Annotated in this window: 15 protein-coding genes, 2 tRNA genes and 1 pseudogene; 9 read left to right on the top strand and 9 right to left on the bottom strand. The window is 68.6% G+C overall.

The annotated features are described in order from the left end of the window. Positions 1-212: pseudogene (locus VFA06_RS02305) on the bottom strand (hypothetical protein); the annotation flags it as partial. A 292-nt stretch (positions 213-504) separates the two neighbouring features. On the opposite strand from VFA06_RS02305, the gene VFA06_RS02300 reads away from it, so the two are divergent. The 3 genes from VFA06_RS02300 (at position 505) to VFA06_RS02290 (ending at position 1847) form a co-directional block, all read left to right on the top strand. Further along, positions 505-577: transfer RNA gene (locus VFA06_RS02300), tRNA-Gly, on the top strand. Between the two features lie 50 nt (positions 578-627). Further along, positions 628-698: transfer RNA gene (locus VFA06_RS02295), tRNA-Cys, on the top strand. A gap of 195 nt (positions 699-893) precedes the next feature. Then, a complete protein-coding gene (locus tag VFA06_RS02290) occupies positions 894-1847 on the top strand; it encodes a formylglycine-generating enzyme family protein (protein WP_324838667.1) in 954 nt (317 codons plus the stop codon). Positions 1848-1889: 42 nt separating this feature from the next. Here VFA06_RS02290 and VFA06_RS02285 read toward each other — a convergent pair whose 3' ends face one another. After that, positions 1890-2330, bottom strand: coding sequence for a universal stress protein (locus VFA06_RS02285; protein ID WP_324838666.1), 441 nt, complete (start codon positions 2328-2330; stop codon positions 1890-1892). A 408-nt stretch (positions 2331-2738) separates the two neighbouring features. On the opposite strand from VFA06_RS02285, the gene VFA06_RS02280 reads away from it, so the two are divergent. Next, a complete protein-coding gene (locus tag VFA06_RS02280) occupies positions 2739-4523 on the top strand; it encodes a glycosyl hydrolase family 18 protein (protein ID WP_324838665.1) in 1785 nt (594 codons plus the stop codon). Positions 4524-4646: 123 nt separating this feature from the next. Here VFA06_RS02280 and VFA06_RS02275 read toward each other — a convergent pair whose 3' ends face one another. After that, positions 4647-4847, bottom strand: a complete 201-nt coding sequence (locus VFA06_RS02275; protein WP_324838664.1) for a hypothetical protein — start codon at positions 4845-4847, stop codon at positions 4647-4649. Between the two features lie 212 nt (positions 4848-5059). Between VFA06_RS02275 and VFA06_RS02270 the strand changes: the two genes are divergently transcribed. After that, a complete protein-coding gene (locus tag VFA06_RS02270; RefSeq protein WP_324838663.1) occupies positions 5060-6157 on the top strand; it encodes a magnesium transporter CorA family protein in 1098 nt (365 codons plus the stop codon). A 5-nt stretch (positions 6158-6162) separates the two neighbouring features. Here the strand turns inward: VFA06_RS02270 and VFA06_RS02265 are convergent, their stop codons facing one another. Continuing rightward, positions 6163-6582, bottom strand: a complete 420-nt coding sequence (locus tag VFA06_RS02265) for a cupin domain-containing protein (protein ID WP_324838662.1) — start codon at positions 6580-6582, stop codon at positions 6163-6165. An 86-nt stretch (positions 6583-6668) separates the two neighbouring features. Beyond that, positions 6669-7133 carry a DUF2000 domain-containing protein gene (locus tag VFA06_RS02260; RefSeq protein WP_324838661.1) on the bottom strand — a complete coding sequence of 155 codons (465 nt, stop codon included), beginning with the start codon at positions 7131-7133 and terminating at the stop codon, positions 6669-6671. A gap of 84 nt (positions 7134-7217) precedes the next feature. On the opposite strand from VFA06_RS02260, the gene VFA06_RS02255 reads away from it, so the two are divergent. Beyond that, positions 7218-8105, top strand: a complete 888-nt coding sequence (locus VFA06_RS02255; protein WP_324838660.1) for an AraC family transcriptional regulator — start codon at positions 7218-7220, stop codon at positions 8103-8105. An 88-nt stretch (positions 8106-8193) separates the two neighbouring features. Then, entirely contained in the window at positions 8194-8568 is a 375-nt protein-coding gene (locus VFA06_RS02250; protein WP_324838659.1) for a hypothetical protein, read from the top strand. Between the two features lie 225 nt (positions 8569-8793). On the opposite strand, the gene VFA06_RS02245 is transcribed toward VFA06_RS02250, so the two are convergent. The 4 genes from VFA06_RS02245 to VFA06_RS02230 all read right to left on the bottom strand — a co-directional run bounded on the left by VFA06_RS02245 (position 8794) and on the right by VFA06_RS02230 (position 12639). Further along, a complete protein-coding gene (locus VFA06_RS02245) occupies positions 8794-9699 on the bottom strand; it encodes a hypothetical protein (protein ID WP_324838658.1) in 906 nt (301 codons plus the stop codon). Between the two features lie 99 nt (positions 9700-9798). Continuing rightward, positions 9799-10284, bottom strand: a complete 486-nt coding sequence (locus tag VFA06_RS02240; RefSeq protein WP_324838657.1) for a SigE family RNA polymerase sigma factor — start codon at positions 10282-10284, stop codon at positions 9799-9801. 151 nt (positions 10285-10435) lie between these two features. Next, complete coding sequence (locus VFA06_RS02235) at positions 10436-10792, bottom strand: L-rhamnose mutarotase (RefSeq protein ID WP_349260021.1); 357 nt, start codon at positions 10790-10792, stop codon at positions 10436-10438. 164 nt (positions 10793-10956) lie between these two features. Further along, positions 10957-12639: a glycoside hydrolase family 13 protein gene (locus VFA06_RS02230; RefSeq protein WP_349260020.1), complete on the bottom strand. Its 1683-nt coding sequence runs from the start codon at positions 12637-12639 to the stop codon at positions 10957-10959. Positions 12640-13040: 401 nt separating this feature from the next. Here VFA06_RS02230 and VFA06_RS02225 point away from each other — a divergent pair, with 401 nt between their 5' ends. Then, a complete protein-coding gene (locus VFA06_RS02225; RefSeq protein WP_324838653.1) occupies positions 13041-14486 on the top strand; it encodes an ABC transporter substrate-binding protein in 1446 nt (481 codons plus the stop codon). A 136-nt stretch (positions 14487-14622) separates the two neighbouring features. Continuing rightward, positions 14623-15564, top strand: coding sequence for a carbohydrate ABC transporter permease (locus VFA06_RS02220; protein WP_324838652.1), 942 nt, complete (start codon positions 14623-14625; stop codon positions 15562-15564).

Below are 15564 nucleotides of genomic sequence, written 5' to 3'. Positions count from 1 at the left end.
GCCTCGATCAACGTGCCGCCGCAGTAGGGGTAGCCGTTCTCCCTGAGCGACACCATGAACGGGTACGCACCGTCGTATGCGGTAGTCCCGCCGACGACGGCGTGAGCGGGCGCCGGGTGTGCCACGATCGCCGCGAGGGAGGAAAGCGCTATGGCAGCCGCCGTCAGCGGTGAGCGGGGGCGGCAGCGTACGGCGAGCGCGTGGGCGGGCATGGCGCCTTCCGGACGGGGCGGGTTACTCTCGGGGCTGTGTGTCTGGGCTGTGTGTCCTATCGTCGCGGGGCGCGGGCGTGGTCGCTCGGCGGCGTCGAGACGACTCACCCGAACGGCTGACGGCACCGGGTCGCCCGGGCCGAAGGACACGCTTGTGTCCAATCGAATTTGATCCGCCGCTTGAATCCGATACAGTTCATCTCGTTGCAGGCGGCCGGGTTTGACCGGGTCACTCAGCAACAGAGCTGCTGATCAGGGCAGGGTTCGCCAGGACCCGGCCTGGCAGGCTCACGCGGACGTGGCTCAGTTGGTAGAGCATCACCTTGCCAAGGTGAGGGTCGCGGGTTCGAATCCCGTCGTCCGCTCGCGTGGATTCCGTCGCGCGGCCGAAAGGTCGGGTGGCGCGTCGCAGCGCGGTGGCGTGGCCGAGAGGCGAGGCAACGGCCTGCAAAGCCGTGTACGCGGGTTCAAATCCCGCCGCCACCTCCGAACAGTAGTTTTCGCTTGGCGGTACTGACACCGAGACTCTGAGTCTCGGTGTTTTGTGCTCTTCGGGAGAGGGAGAGCGCGGGGAATTCGGGGTTCGCGGGGTACGCCGCCCGTGCTGCGTTTCTCACTCGTTCGGAGCCCGGCGGGTCGGCGCGAGCGGCGGGGACGCGACTGCTGCGGCAAGGTTGGCATATGCAGGAGCTGATTACCCGGCGCACGGCGCAGGGCTACCGCGGCATGGTGCGGATCGAAGGCGGCACTTTCCTCATGGGCAGCGCCGAGTTCTATCCGGAGGAGCGGCCGGTGCACGCCGCGTCGGTGGGCGGGTTCTGGATGGACCGTCACCTGGTCACGGTGGCCGAGTATCGGCGCTTCGTGAACGCGACGGGGTACGTCACGGTCGCCGAGCGGACGCCGGATCCGGCCGACTACCCGGACGTCGCCGCGGAGGCCCTGGTGCCCGGAGCGCTGGTGTTCCGGATGCCGCCGCAGCCGGTCGGTCTGGAGGACTGGCGCGAGTGGTGGTCCTTCGTGCCGGGCGCGGACTGGCGGCATCCGCTTGGTCCGCAAAGCACCGTGGAAGGCCGGGAGATGCACCCAGTAACCCAGATCGCTTATGAAGACGCGGCCACGTACGCGGCGTGGGCCGGCAAGAGCCTGCCGACCGAGGCCGAGTGGGAGTACGCGGCGCGAGGGGGCTTGGAGGGCGCGGTGTTCGCGTGGGGCGATGACTTCATGCCACGGGAACAGCGGATGGCTAACACCTGGCACGGCGAGTTCCCGTGGCACTACTCCCCCGATGTCGGCGGCCATCACCAGCCGGGCACGACGCCGGTGTGCATGTACCCGCCGAACGGGCACGGCCTGTACGACATGACCGGCAACGTGTGGGAGTGGACAGCCGACTACTTCACCGAGGACCACAGCGGCGCGTTGCCCGGACTGCCTTACCCGTCAAACGGCACGTCATATGACGGCCTGCCGCCTGAGGAGGCCCTGGAGCGGTATCCGCGGCGCGTGACGAAGGGCGGTTCGCATCTCTGCGCGCCCAACTACTCGCTGCGTTACCGTCCTGCGGCGCGCCAAGGGCAGACGGAGGATACGGCCACGTGCCATCTGGGATTCAGATGCGTGGTGCGGGACTAGCGGGGTGAGTGGCGAGGGTGAGGCGGGCCGCGGTGCTGGCCGTCAGGGGACGACGGTGACGGGCCAGCGGCCGGCTTTGACCAGGCGTACCGCGACTGACCCGACGAACCGGTGCCCGGCCGACTCGGAGGCACCGATGACGACCGCGTCGGCCCGGATGCGGTCGGCCAGCTCGCTCAGGCCGCGATACGGGTCGCCCTCGGCGGTATAGAACTCCCAGCGCATCTGCTGCCCGGGCGGCACGCGCTCGACGCCTTCGCGGATCTGCCGCTCAAGGTCCGCGGCGTTCTCCAGGCCGAGCTGCGCCAGGGCCGCTCCCGCCTGCGGGCTGCCCGTACCGAGCGGGCGGAAGTAGGCGAGCACGAGCTTGGCGCCTTGCCGCCGGGCCAGGCCGCCGGCGTAGGCGGCGGCTCGCATGGAGGACTCCGACCCGTCGATGCCCGCCAGGATCACCAGCGGTCCGTCGGTTCCGAGCTCGAACATCACGGCGCCCCTGTATCTGTCCACTGCATTGGTTCACTGCGTCTGCTTGCTGCTGCGCTGGGGGTGAGCGTAGCGGCAGTCCGGGCGGGTTCCGAAAGCCGGGCAAGTCGTCGGGCCGGGGTTCTGGGCAGAGTCCTTGACAGAGTCGTGGTCTAGTCCAATCATGGGCGTGCAGTGGTCCATACCACAGGCGCCCGAGCGGCTCGAAGCCCGAAGCTTCCGCTGGTCGGCGCGGTGTCGTGGACCGACCCTCGGTTAACTCGTGCTCACGCGCCTGGTGCGGCTACGGCGACGCCTGGCCGGCGCGGCAAGACCGGTGCGCGCCCAGCAGTACTTGAGCAGTTCGGGCGCCGTCCGGTTGCTGGCCAACAGTCCGGTACCTCAGCCGTTGCCTCCGCTGGAGATTTCATGCGCTTGACCGCCACTCGGGCATCTGCCCGGCGCCTTACCGGCAAAACCCGCCTGACCATCACCGCGCTCGCCACCACCGCCGCTGCCGCCGGGTTCGTAGTCATCGGCGGCGCCAGCGGGGCGCAGGCCGCCACGCCGGTGCCCGCGCACGTGTTCGCCCCGTACTTCGAGGCCTGGACCGGCGACGACCCGGCCACCCTCTCCTCCCAGTCGGGCGCGAAATACCTCACCATGGCCTTCCTGCAGACCGCCTCCGCCGGGTCCTGCACGGTCGACTGGAACGGCAGCACGAGCATGTCGGTCTCCTCCTCGACCTTCGGCAGCTCGATCAGCACGATCCAGGCCAACGGCGGCAACGTCATCCCGTCCTTCGGCGGCTACACCGCGGACACCACGAACACCGAGATCGCGGACAGCTGCACCAACGTCTCGTCGATCGCCGCCGCCTACGAGAGCCTGGTCACGACCTACAACGTGACCCGGATCGACCTGGACACCGAGGCCAACTCGCTGACCAACAGCGCCGGAATCGACCGGCGCAACAAGGCGATCGCGCAGGTGGAGAGCTGGGCGGCGAGCACCGGCCGCACGGTGCAGTTCTCGTACACGCTGCCGACGACCACCTCGGGGCTGGACTCCTCCGGGCTGGCCGTGCTGCAGAACGCCGTCTCGAACAACGCGCGCGTCGACGTCGTGAACATCATGACCTTCGACTACTACGACGGCGCTACGCATGAGATGGCGACTGACACCGAGAACGCCGCGAACGGCCTGTACAACCAGCTCAGCTCGCTGTACCCGTCGAAGACCTCGGCGCAGAAGTGGGCGATGATCGGCGTGACCGAGATGCCGGGCATCGACGACTACGGTGCGGCGGAGACCTTCACCACGGCCGACGCGCCGACGGTGTACAACTGGGCGGTCAGTAAGGGCATCAACGAGCTGTCGTTCTGGGCGTTGCAGCGCGACAACGGCAACTGCCCGGGCACCGGCGGCCAGGACAACTGCTCCGGGATCTCGCAGAGCCAGTGGTACTTCAGTCACACTTTCGAGCCGTTCTCCGGCGGCACCACGAACCCGGGCAACGACTTCTCGCTGTCGCTTTCGCCGAGTTCGGCCTCGGTGAATCCGGGCTCGTCGACGACGGCGCAGGTCAGCACCGCGGTGACTTCGGGCTCGGCGCAGTCGGTGAGCCTGTCGGCCTCCGGGGCGCCCTCGGGCGTGACCGTCTCGTTCAACCCGGCTTCGGTGACGGCCGGCGGGTCGTCCACCGTGACCTTTGCGACCTCCTCGTCGGCGGCTCCGGGTACGTACGCCATCACGGTGAAGGGCACGGCGGCCTCCGGTAGCCACACGGCCACGTACTCACTCACGGTCAACGGCTCGGGTACCGGCGGCGGAGGGTCGCTGACGAACGGCGGGTTCGAGAGCGGAAGCCTGAGCCCGTGGACGGGTCAATCCGGCGACGCGGTGGTGTCCAGCCCGGTGCACTCGGGCAGCCACGCGGCCGTGATCGCGCCAACCGCCAGCCAGACCGGCGAGCTGGACCAGACGGTGACGCTCAAGGCGAACACGAGCTACACGCTGACCGGCTGGGTGCAGGGTAACTACGCGTTCATCGGTGTCAGCGGCGGGGCGAGCGCCAGCACGTGGACCTCGTCGAGTTCGTGGACGAAGCTCACGGTCTCGTTCACGACCGGTTCCTCGGGGACGGTCACCGTATTCGTGCACGGTTGGTACAGCCAGGGCAACGTGTATGCGGACGACTTCTCCGTCAGCTGACGGGTAAGCAGAAGCCGCCTGCCGCGCCCGCAAGGGCGTCAGGTCTCGCCGCCTCGTCTCTCGCGACCGCACTTCGTGAGAGGCGGGGCGGCGAATGCGTGCCGGGAGTCGGTAGGGCAGGCTTCAGCGTTGCGAGAGGGTGCCGCCGAGCAGGCCGGCGATCATGCTGTCTACTTGGCCGATCCGCCCGGCCAGGGCGGTGGTGGACAGCAGGAAGCCGAGCAGGATCGCGGCGAGCGCGTGCGAGGCCTTCAGGTCGTCCTTGCGGACGAACAACAGCACGGTCAGGCCGAGCACGAGCGTGATCGGGAGGGACAGGCGCACGGAGCCTCCTTCCGGCGGCGGGCCAGACGGACTCCCCCGAGGGTTATCTCCACAGTGATGGCGACAGTAGGGACGGCAGTGACGACGACGCGGACAGGCGGACGGTAGCGGGCGCGGTCACGGCCGCCCCGATCGGTCATCAGATCGCCCGAATCCGAGCTTAGCGCCCAAAGCGGACAGCCCTCGGGAGGCGAGTCGCTATTCTCGGCTTCGTGTCGACAACCGACCCCGATTCCGACGGCCCGACCGGTTCGCTCTCAGGCGTCCCGGACGCCGCAACCGGCTCTGCCTCAACCGCTACTCAGACGCGGACTGAAACGCAGCCTCAGCCGAAACATCACAGTCGCGCGTACCGCAACGGCGAACTCGTCGCCGAGAACTTCCCGTTGCCGGACCTGTCGGACTGGCTCGAACACGACGACGCGAACGTATGGTTCGATCTGCCCGACCCCTCGCCGCAACAGCTGCAGGAGCTGGCCGAGGAGCTCGGGCTGCACGCGCTGGCCGTCGAGGACGTGATCAACGGCAGGCAGCGCCCCAAGGTCGACCGCTATGACGGTCATCAGCTTTTCAACGCCTACGCCGTCCGGGTGGCCGACGGCGTGCACCTGCAGACGGTGGCGATCACCGCGTTCATCACCAAGCGCGCGCTGATCACCGTGCACCGGGCCGGGCAGTTCGACATCGACGATGTGGTGGCGCGTTGGGACAACTCGCCCGACTTGGCCTGCCACGGCTGCGGCTTCCTGATCTACGGGCTGCTGGACTACGTCGTGGACAGCTACTTCACCGCGCTTCAGGTCTTCGACGACGAGGCGGAGGAGCTGAGCGACCAGGTCTTCGACTGGGACGGCGGGCCGGCCGGTGACGAAGTGCGGCGGCTGTACGACCTGCGCCGGTCGCTGCTCACGGCCCGCCGGGTGATCGGCCCGATGCGCGAGGTCATCAACTCGCTGATTCATTTGCGGCAGGACCTGGGCCTGTCGAGCTCCGAGCTCACACCGTACTACCAGGACGTCTACGACCACGCGATCCGCGCCGCGGACTGGACCGAGAACCTGCGCGACCTGATCGGCACCATTCGCGAGACCCAGCTGACCATCCAGGGCAACCGGATGAACCTGATCATGAAGAAGGTGACCAGCTGGGCGGCGATCATCGCAGTGCCGACCGCGGTGACCGGCTTCTACGGGCAGAACGTGCCTTATCCGGGGTTCAGCTCCACGGCCGGGTTCTGGACCTCGACCGGGATCATGATCGCGCTGTCGGTCACCCTTTACGTTGCGTTCCGGCTGCGCGACTGGCTCTGAGGCGTTCAGGCCGGGTCGGTGCCGCCGCCGAGGGCGAGGCCGGTCGTGGAGAAGATCCAGGGATCGCTGCTCAGGTCCGCGTCGCCGGAGTTGACGGTGCCGCGCGGCTCGAAGAACAGCAGCCGGGTTCCGGGCTCGGCGGACGGCTTGTGCCGCACCCCGCGCGGAACGGTGAACAGCTGCAGCGGGCCCAGCACGACCGGGTCGCGGTCCTCCAGCTCGATGGTCAGCCGGCCCTCGATGACGAGGAAGAATTCGTCGGTCTCCGGGTGGGCGTGCCAGACGTACTCCCCCTGGCCGTTGGCGATCTTCACGTCGTAGTCGTTGACGGTCGCGGCGATGCGCGGTGCCCAGATCTCGGCGGCGAAGGAGGCATAGGCGCTGGATAGGTCGACGGGGTTGGGAGCGGCACCTGCGTCTGTCATCGGTCTTCTCCTGACGGTTCGTCGGGCGAGGTACGCGGTGAAACCGGGCGGGTGGATGCCCTGTGAGCGGCGCCTGCCTGGGCCGGTCATCGATGAAGAGAGAGGCCCTTGAGCGCCGCGTCGACGTGCGCGCGCTGTCCGTAAACGGATAGTCCGGCAAGGGAGAGGTCTTCCGTCGTGATCTTACGCACCACGGCCCGGTTGTCCTCGTCGTTGAACGTACCGAACAGTTCCTCCGGGTACACGGCGATGCTCAGCTCCCGCTCCAACGCACGGCGGTGTGCCTTACGCAGTTGCGCGGCGGTGGCGGCGAAGACGAGGACCGGCTGCCCGAACATCGGCAGGTATTGCACGTCCGAGGCGTCGAAGTAGGGCTCGCCGATGGTGTGTGCCGCGGTGGCCGCGATGCCGCTGACCGCGAAGGCGGTGACGTTGAGCTTCTGCCAGGTGGCCAGGTCCTCCCGCACGACGACCGCGATCTTGGTGGCGGCGGCGATCCTGGTTTCAGCGGCCCGCGCGGTGCCGCTCTCGCTGCTTGCGTTCTCGCTCATGGGATTGATCGTCTGCCGTTCGACGCGGGCCGGTCTTGGACGCTCGTGCGCCGCGGTGTGGTGCGGCTGTTGCAGAATCGAAGGGTGGAGGAGAGGGCGCGAGACTGGGCCAGGTATTGGCGTGCGCCCGGCAGCTCGATCGAGCTGATGCGGGCGCACTTCGAGACGCACCGCTACCACCGGCACAGCCACGACACTTACTCGTTCGGCGTCACGGAGTCGGGCGCGCAGACCTTCAACTGCCGCGGCGCGAAACGGACGAGCGCGGCGGGCATGGTGATGGCGTTCAACCCGGACGAGCCGCACGACGGACATGCGACGGACGCGTTGGGGTTCACCTACTCGATCGTGTACATCCCGGACGCGGAAGTGATCGAGATCCTTGGAGATCAGCGCGGCCGCAGCACCGGTTCTCCGCTGTTCGCCGAGCCCGTGATGCATGACCGAGCGGCTGCAGACGCTCTGCGCAGACTCAGCGCTGCTGTGGCCGGCGGCCAACGGCTCGTGGTGGAGGAGACCCGGGACGCCGCCATCCGCACGCTCGTGCGTCGCACGCCGCTGCGTACCAGCATGGCGTTCGGCGTGGACGCACAGCCCGAAGTGGGTCGGCACGACTCAGGTGTGCTGCGCGTTCGCGATCTGCTGCGAGCGGAGTACGCGCGCGAGATCGGCGCTGACGAGCTTTCGGTGTTGGCGGGGTGTAGCCGGTTCGCGTTGTACCGCGCCTTTGTCGCGGAGTTCGGCATGTCGCCCGGCGACTATCAGCGCCAGTTGCGATTGCGGGCGGCACGCGCGTTGCTCGCGGACGGGCTGAGCCCAGCCGAGGCGGCCGCGGAGACCGGGTTCACCGACCAGGCGCATCTCACCCGGTGGTTCGGCCGCTGCTACGGCATCACCCCGGCACGTTATCGGGCCGCGGTCTTCGGTCAGGCATCGGAACCGGCCGGGCGTTCACGTGCGTTACCTGCATAGGTACGCCTGAGATCAGGCGGCCGTGCTCCGGTCATCGACTCAGGGCCGGAACCGCAAGGTACGCAGACCGACCGATAGGCTGGCGAGGGTGGACGAGAACAGAGCACTGCGCGTCGTGGACGCCCTGCGTGATCGGGGCATCAACGCACATGTGGCGCGCGAGGGCGTGTACCAGATCGGTGTGCGGATCTCGCTGCCGGACGGGCGCGAGGCGGTCTGGGACACCGACGACACCCCGGGACTCGAGGCGCAGGTGATGCGCGACGGGATGCTGGTCGGCTTCGTGCCCGTGATCGAGGGGTCCGAGAACTTCGACGAGGCGCAGACGGTGGACGCGATCGCGCGCACCGACTATGACCGGCCGATCGCCCGGCAGCGCGCCGCCGCGCCGCCCCCGGCCGCGCCGCTGCCGCGCGAGGGTGGCGTCTTCCGGCGTTTTCTGGGCGGCTTCCGCGAGCGCTGACCTGGGCTTTCACGTCCTCGGCCGGGCGCCTTGGGTCGGTTCGCGTGATCAAAACGCTACGCCGGGTTTGCGGAGCGCGACGGATGGCAAGGAAACTCGACGCATGGGCGCGCCTGCGTGGGGCAGGCGCGCCCGTCTGCATCATGACGCAATGCGCGCTTGTATGCTGCGCTTTTTTCGAACGCGGGCACGCCCGTGTGTGGCCGAGCACCGTCACCGGTTCGCCTACTCGGCAAAAGAGACCGGTACATAGGGCTGCCACATCGGACTGGAGGCGATGAATCCCCATTGCTCCACGTTCAGCGGGGGCAATGCGCGGGTCACCTCGGTGGCGGCGCTTCCCGGATCACCGTTCTGCGCGGTGATCTCGACCGCGACCCCATCCCGCCGGTTCACGATGACCCGGTAGGTGACGACGTTGGACGCCGAAGGCGCGATGACCTCCAACATGGCCGTGTCGCCGGTGACGGTGTTGCTCTCGACGTAGCACTCGGAGATCGGCCTCAACCCGGTCAGGCCGAGCTTGGCGCCGCTGGACGGCGTGGCCCGCGGCAGCCCGAGACCCTGCAGCGAGCAATCCACCGGGTCCATACTCGAGCTCCCGACCGGGGCGATGCCCACGAAGATCTGGGAGATGCCTCTGCCGTCATCGACGTCGACCCGCAGCAGCGAACCGCGGGACGCGGGCTTGTAGTCGCCGAACTTCCAGTTCGCGGCGACGAGCTTGCGCAGGATGTTCACCGCGGCCGTGGCGTTGATCGGGGTCTCGCCGGGCCCGGGCTTCAGCTTGTCGAAGCCGAACGGGCCCGTGCTGGTCGGGCTCGGAACCGGTGAGGTGGTACCGCTCGGCGCCAGCGGGTCCGGAATCGGCATGGCAGGGTGCGACGGGCCGTTCACATGGCCGGCCGCGTCGTAGTCACCTCCGAAATCCGGATCGCCCATGCCGACCGCGACACCCGCGCCGGCGAGCAGCACCACGACCGCGGTGCCTGCTGCGACGGCGATATGGCGGCGGCGTTTGCGGGCGCGGCCGAGGCGCTCGCCCGCGGCGAGGATGTCATCGATCGGTGGGTCCAGCGCGCAGGTCGCGGCGTCCATGAGTTCGGAGAGCCGGTCTTCGGCGGCGTTCATCGCGTTCCCTTGGGTGGATGGATGGTCCGAGGTCGGGATTTGCGTGGGGTGTGCTCGGAGGCTGTTCGGTCGTGCGGTGCGGCGGGTGCTGCGGCGTCGTCAGTCCTGAAATAACAACTCCCGGTCGTCGCCGAGCAGAGCGCGCAGCTGCTTGAGCGATCGGTTGCAGATGCTCTTGATCGCGGCCGGGGTCGTGCCGAGCAGACCCGCGACGTCCTCGACGCTCAGGTCGTCGAGGTACCGCAGGACCATCACCGCGCGGTTGCGCGGCGGCAGGGTGCTCAGCGCCTCCATCAGGACCAGCCGCAGCTCCGGGTTGTCACCGGGGGCGCGACCCTCGGCGAACTCGGCGATCGGGATCTCTCCGCTGCGCCGCAGCCGTCGGTGCGAGAGGTACGTGTGCAGCAACGCCTTGCGGGCGTACGCGTCCACGGACTCGCTCTTCTGGATGCGGTGCCACGAGGAGTAGAGCTTGGCCAGACAGGTCTGCACCAGGTCCTGCGCCTCGTGCCAGTCCCCGCACATGAGGTACGCGATGCGAAAGAGCTGACCAGCCCTCGCCGTCGCGAACTCCTGGTATTGCAAGAGACCAGTGGATTCCCGATCACCCACGGTGGCTCCAAACTTGACGACGTCATGAAGTACAGACGCCTCTGGAGCACGAGAGGTAGCACGGCAGGCAGCACGCGGTGGGCGCTGCGGCGGTTCACACCGGCGGCGCGCTGGCCGACCGGGTTCAGTCCGTGTGGAAGACCTCGGGCAGGGCGGTCCACCACTCCCCCGGCTGCGCGCCCGGGACCTGTTCCTGGCACGGGTCGGTCAGCTGCCACCAGCGTTGCGTCGCGGGGTCGGCGGCCATGCGCGCCATGTCGGCCGCGTGGTCCTCGCCGATGTATTCGTAATAGCTGATGAGCAGGTCGCCGTGGAGGTAGATCGAGTAGTTGCGGATGTTGCACGCGCGGATCGTGGCCAGTACCTCGGGCCAGACGTCGCGATGCAGCCGCAGGTACTCCTCCCGGTGCTCCGGGCGCAGCCGGATGACTTGGGCGCGGCGCTCGGGGCGGCGCGATACGGCGCCCGGAGGCTCGGACACGGCGGGATCAGACACAGCCGGATCAGACACGGCGGGATCGGCGGCGCGGGCGTCGGCATCAGTCACCGGCCGACGCTATCCCGGCTGAGCCTGGGTCGGCTAGTACTGCCCCAAGCACTGCTGCGCTGCCCGGGTCGCCGTCGCCGCGCCGTTAAGCAGCGGTGTCAGCGTCCGCGCAACCGTAGCCAGACGGCGGCGTCGGGGGCCAGCAGGTCACCCTGAAGCGGGTCGCTGCTCAGCAGCACGCTGTCATGCTCGGGCAGCTCGACGGGAGCGTCGGACAGGTTGATCACGCAGGCGAACTCGTCGCCGCGGCGGAACGCCAGCACACCCGGTTCGGCGGCGATCCAGCGTAGCGGCTCGCGTTCGCTGCGCAGCGCGGGCTGGTCCCGGCGCAGCCGTAGCGCGGCGCGGTACAGCTCCAGCATCGAGGTCGGGTCCTCGGACTGCGCCTCGACCGTGCAGTCGCTCCAGGTCGCGGGTTGCGGAAGCCAGGGCTGCGCCGCCGCGCCGGCCGGGCTGAAGCCGAACGGGGCACTCGTGCCGGACCAGGGCAGCGGCACGCGGCAGCCGTCACGGCCGGGGTCGGCGCCGCGGGTGCGATGGAACATCGGGTCCTGACGTACCGCGTCGGGCAGATCCTCGACCTCCCACAGGCCCAGCTCTTCGCCCTGGTACACGTAGACGCTTCCCGGCAGCGCGAGCGTGAGCAGGGCGGCGGCGCGGGCGCGGCGGGTGCCCAGCTCGAGGTCGAGCGGGTCGCCGTGGTGACGCTCGGCGAAGTCGAAGGTGGTGTCGGCGCGGCCGTATCGGGTGACGTGCCGGGTGACGTCGTGGTTGGAGAGCACCCAGCTGGCCGGGGCGCCGACCGGGGCGTGCGCGGCGAGGGTGTCGTCGATGGTGCGGCGAAGGGCCACGGCGTCCCAGGCGCAGCGCAGGAACTCGAAGTTGAACGCGCTGTGCATCTCGTTGGGCCGCAGGTAGAGCGCGAAGCGGCGCGGTTCGGGCAGCCAGATCTCGCCGATCAGGGCTCTGCCGCCGGGGTACGAATCGGCGATGCGCCGCCACTCGCGGTAGATCTCGTGGATGCCGTCGCGGTCGATGTACGGGTGCAGCGGCTGGGTGTCCGGGGTCTGCTGTGCCGGTGCGTGGACGTTCTGCGGTGGCAGTTCCTGCTCGACGTCTGCCAGGAACGGGTCTTTGACCAGGATCGCGGCCGAGTCGATGCGAACGCCGTCCACGCCGCGGTCCAGCCAGAACCGCAGCACGCTGAGGAGCTCCTCGCGCACCTCGGTGTTGTCCCAGTTGAAGTCGGGCTGCTGCGGGGCGAACAGGTGCAGGTACCACTGGCCGGGGCGGCCGTCCGGCTCGGTGACCCGGGTCCAGGCGGGGCCGCCGAAGTGCGAGACCCAGTTGTTCGGCGGCAGGTCGCCGCCCGGTCCGCGGCCGGGGCGGAACCAGAAGCGGGAGCGTTCGGGCGAGCGCGGCGCGGCGGCCAGTGCGGCCTGGAACCAGGGGTGCTGGTCCGAGCAGTGGTTGGGCACCACGTCGATGATGATGCGGATGCCGCGCTGGTGAGCCTCGGCGATCAGCGCGTCCGCGTCGGCGAGGGAGCCGAACACGGGATCGATGTCGCGGTAGTCGGCGATGTCGTACCCTGCGTCGGCCATCGGCGAGGGGTACCAGGGGGTCAGCCAGATCGCGTCGATGCCGAGGTCGGCGAGGTAGTCCAGGCGGTCGCGCACGCCGCGCAGGTCGCCGATTCCGTCGCCGTCGCCGTCCGCGAAGCTGCGCAGGTAGACCTGATAGATCGCGGCGTCGCGCCACCACTGCGCGATGCCGGCCAGGTGTGCAGCGCCGTCCTGGGCCACAGTCCCTATTGAAGACGGGTCGCTCACGTTCGGCACTCCTTGCTGCTTCGAGAAGGCGGGCGGCTGCGCTCAATGTACTGAGCGTAGCACTGCGCAGCAATAATGCGATCTGATCGTGCAATTTTTTGACAGTGCGCGACCGTGCCGTGTCGCCTGCGGTCGCGCATCGCAAGGCGATGACGACCCTAGCCATTCCTTTGTCGCGACGTTTCGGTTGCACCGCTTAGCCCTGCCGAGCTTCCGCTCAGAATCTTAATCAAGTCGTGTCTTTGCGTAGTTCCATCAATATCTTGCAGGCAGTTGTCGCCATCGCTACAGTGACCTCACTCGACCGAGGGCAGGGCTCGGTGCCCAGGTTCCGCTCAGGGAGGACACAGATGTCCGCAAGGCACAAGCGAAAGAAGGTCGCGGCGTTCGCGTTCGCCGCGGCCGTGGCATTCGGCGCGGCCGCCTGCTCTTCGAGCAGCGGCGGCTCAGGCGGCGGCAACAGCACCGACGGCACCTTGGACGGCAAGCCGCTGGATCCGAACGCCACCGTCACGGTCAGCATCGACTGCGCGCCGGCCTCCGACCAGCCCGGCCTTCAGGCCCAGTACAACGACGACCTGGCCACGTTCAAGGTCAAGTACCCGCACGTCACGATCAACCCGCTGCCGAAGACCAAGTGCGAGGACCCCGCGTCGTTCACCGCGATGCTGAAGGGCCACACCGAGACGAACGCCTTCTACGCCTACTTCACCGACCAGAACCAGGTGCTCAACTCAGGCGACGCGGCGGACATCACCGCGTACGTCAACCCGCAGACCGTGCCCGGCATCAAGGACCTGCTGCCCACGGTGACCAAGGAGATCAGCAACGGCGGCAAGATCTACGCGCTGCCGCGGATCTACTACACCACCGGCCTGGTCTACAACCGCGACCTGTTCAAGCGGGCCGGGCTCGACCCGGACAAGCCCCCGACAACCTGGGCCGACCTGGCCGCCGACGCGGCGAAGATCTCCGCGCTCGGCGGCGGGATCACCGGTTACGAGGACTACAGCGGCGGCAACACCGGCGGCTGGCACTTCGGCGACGAGATCGACAGCCTCGGCGGCAGCCTGACCACCCCCGACGGCACGAAGGCCGCGTTCAACAACGCGCAGGGGCGGCAGGTGCTGCAGAACCTGTACAACATGCGCTGGCAGTCCGGCGGCATCGGCGCGACCCCGGTGACCCAGTGGGCCGACGCCTTCCCGCCGCTGGCCTCCGGCAAGGTCGGCATGATCATCGGCGCGCCGGACGTCATCTCGCACCTGACCAACTCGCTGGGCGCCACCCCGCAGCAGTGGGGCCTTGGCCCGATGCCCGGCGAGAACGGCCCGGCGCCGGCCACCCAGGACGGCGGCGACCTGTTCTACTTCAAGAAGTCCGACACCCCGAACCAGATCAAGGCCGCGATCGCCTGGATCAACTACGAGTACATGACCCCGGGCCAGGGCCAGTTCAACTACGCGCGCAACGTCGCCCTCTCCGGGGACCCGGGCACCAACAAGTTCATCGCCGTCGGCCTGCCCGAGCCGCAGCTGTGGGCGCCGAACACCGCGATGGCCCAGGCGGACGCCGCGGCGCTGAAGGCGGCCAACGCGAACATGCCGGTGGCCAACTACGCCCCGTACCTGAACAACCCGGTTCCGGGCGTCGGCGAGCCGCCGATCGCCGCGCAGCAGATCTACGCGGTGCTGGACAACGCGATGTCCGCGGTGATGACCAACCGGAACGCGAACATCCAGCTGCTGCTCGGCGACGCCGAGAGCAAGGTCAACCAGATCCTGGCCAACCAGTAGGACCGGCGGCGGCGCCGCACCGAAACCAGGCGCGGCGCGCGGGTCCGGTCCGCACTGCCGGACCCGCGCGCCGAGGCCGACCGACCGCAGGGCACGGACACACGGACACACGGCATCAGCCAGACGGGAGTAGCGGGTGGCGATCGTCATCTCGCCGGGCAGGACGAAGACCACGGCGCCGGCCCGGCGCCAGCAGGCCAGGTTCCTGCGCGAAATCAACCGGAACGCGCGGGCGCACGGGTTCCTGATCGGCTCAGTGCTCTGCTTCGCGCTGTTCACCTGGTATCCGATGATCCGCGAGGTCATCGAGTCCTTCCAGCGGCTGCACCTCGGCAACACCACCTTCTCCGGGCTGCGCAACTACCGGCAGATCACCGCGGACCCGTTCTTCTGGCAGGCCTGGCGCAACACCCTCCAGTTCACCGGTCTCGCGCTGCTGTTCGGCTTCGCGCTGCCGTTCGTCGTCGCCGTGGTGATCAACGAGTTCCGGCACGCGCAGGCGTATCTGCGCATCCTGGTATACCTGCCGGTGATGCTGCCGCCGGTGGCCGGGATCCTGCTCTTTCGCAACTACTTCATGGACCCGACCAACGCGGGACTGCTCAACCAGCTGCTGCACGCGGTGCACCTGCCGACCTCGCAGTGGTGGGGCGCGGCACCGAGCGCGATGCCGTCCCTGGTGATCATCTCCACGTGGACGAACATGGGCAGCGCGGTGCTCATCTACCTGGCGGCGCTGCAGGGCATCCCGGGCGAGCTGTACGAGGCGGCCGAGATCGACGGGGCCGGGCTGCTCAAGCGGGTGTGGCACGTGACCATCCCGCAGACCCGCACGATCCTCTCGCTGCTGCTGATGCTGCAGATCGTCGCGACGATGCAGATGTTCACCGAGTCCTTCGTGACCACCGGGGGCGGGCCGGAGAGCTCGACGGTCACGATCGTGTACCTCGCGTACAACTACGCCTTCCAGTTCAGCAACTTCAACACCGCCGAGGCCCTCGGCGTGATCATGTTCATCGTCCTGGGCGTCTTCTCCGTGCTGTACGTCTGGCTCGAGCGACGCGGGAACGAGGCCTGA

The organism is Actinocrinis sp. (assembly GCF_035653575.1).
Lineage (GTDB): Bacteria > Actinomycetota > Actinomycetes > Streptomycetales > Catenulisporaceae > Actinocrinis.
Note: the sequence above shows the minus strand (reverse complement) of the source record. Positions and strands in the feature narration are given on the sequence as shown.

Excerpts from the sequence above, each read along its gene's own strand:
- VFA06_RS02290 (WP_324838667.1), top strand. The coding sequence starts at position 894 with ATGCAGGAGCTGATTACCCGGCGCACGGCGCAGGGCTACCGCGGCATG.
- VFA06_RS02285 (WP_324838666.1), bottom strand. The coding sequence starts at position 2,330 with ATGTTCGAGCTCGGAACCGACGGACCGCTGGTGATCCTGGCGGGCATC.
- VFA06_RS02280 (WP_324838665.1), top strand. The coding sequence starts at position 2,739 with ATGCGCTTGACCGCCACTCGGGCATCTGCCCGGCGCCTTACCGGCAAA.
- VFA06_RS02265 (WP_324838662.1), bottom strand. The coding sequence starts at position 6,582 with ATGACAGACGCAGGTGCCGCTCCCAACCCCGTCGACCTATCCAGCGCC.
- VFA06_RS02260 (WP_324838661.1), bottom strand. The coding sequence starts at position 7,133 with ATGAGCGAGAACGCAAGCAGCGAGAGCGGCACCGCGCGGGCCGCTGAA.
- VFA06_RS02245 (WP_324838658.1), bottom strand. The coding sequence starts at position 9,699 with ATGAACGCCGCCGAAGACCGGCTCTCCGAACTCATGGACGCCGCGACC.
- VFA06_RS02225 (WP_324838653.1), top strand. The coding sequence starts at position 13,041 with ATGTCCGCAAGGCACAAGCGAAAGAAGGTCGCGGCGTTCGCGTTCGCC.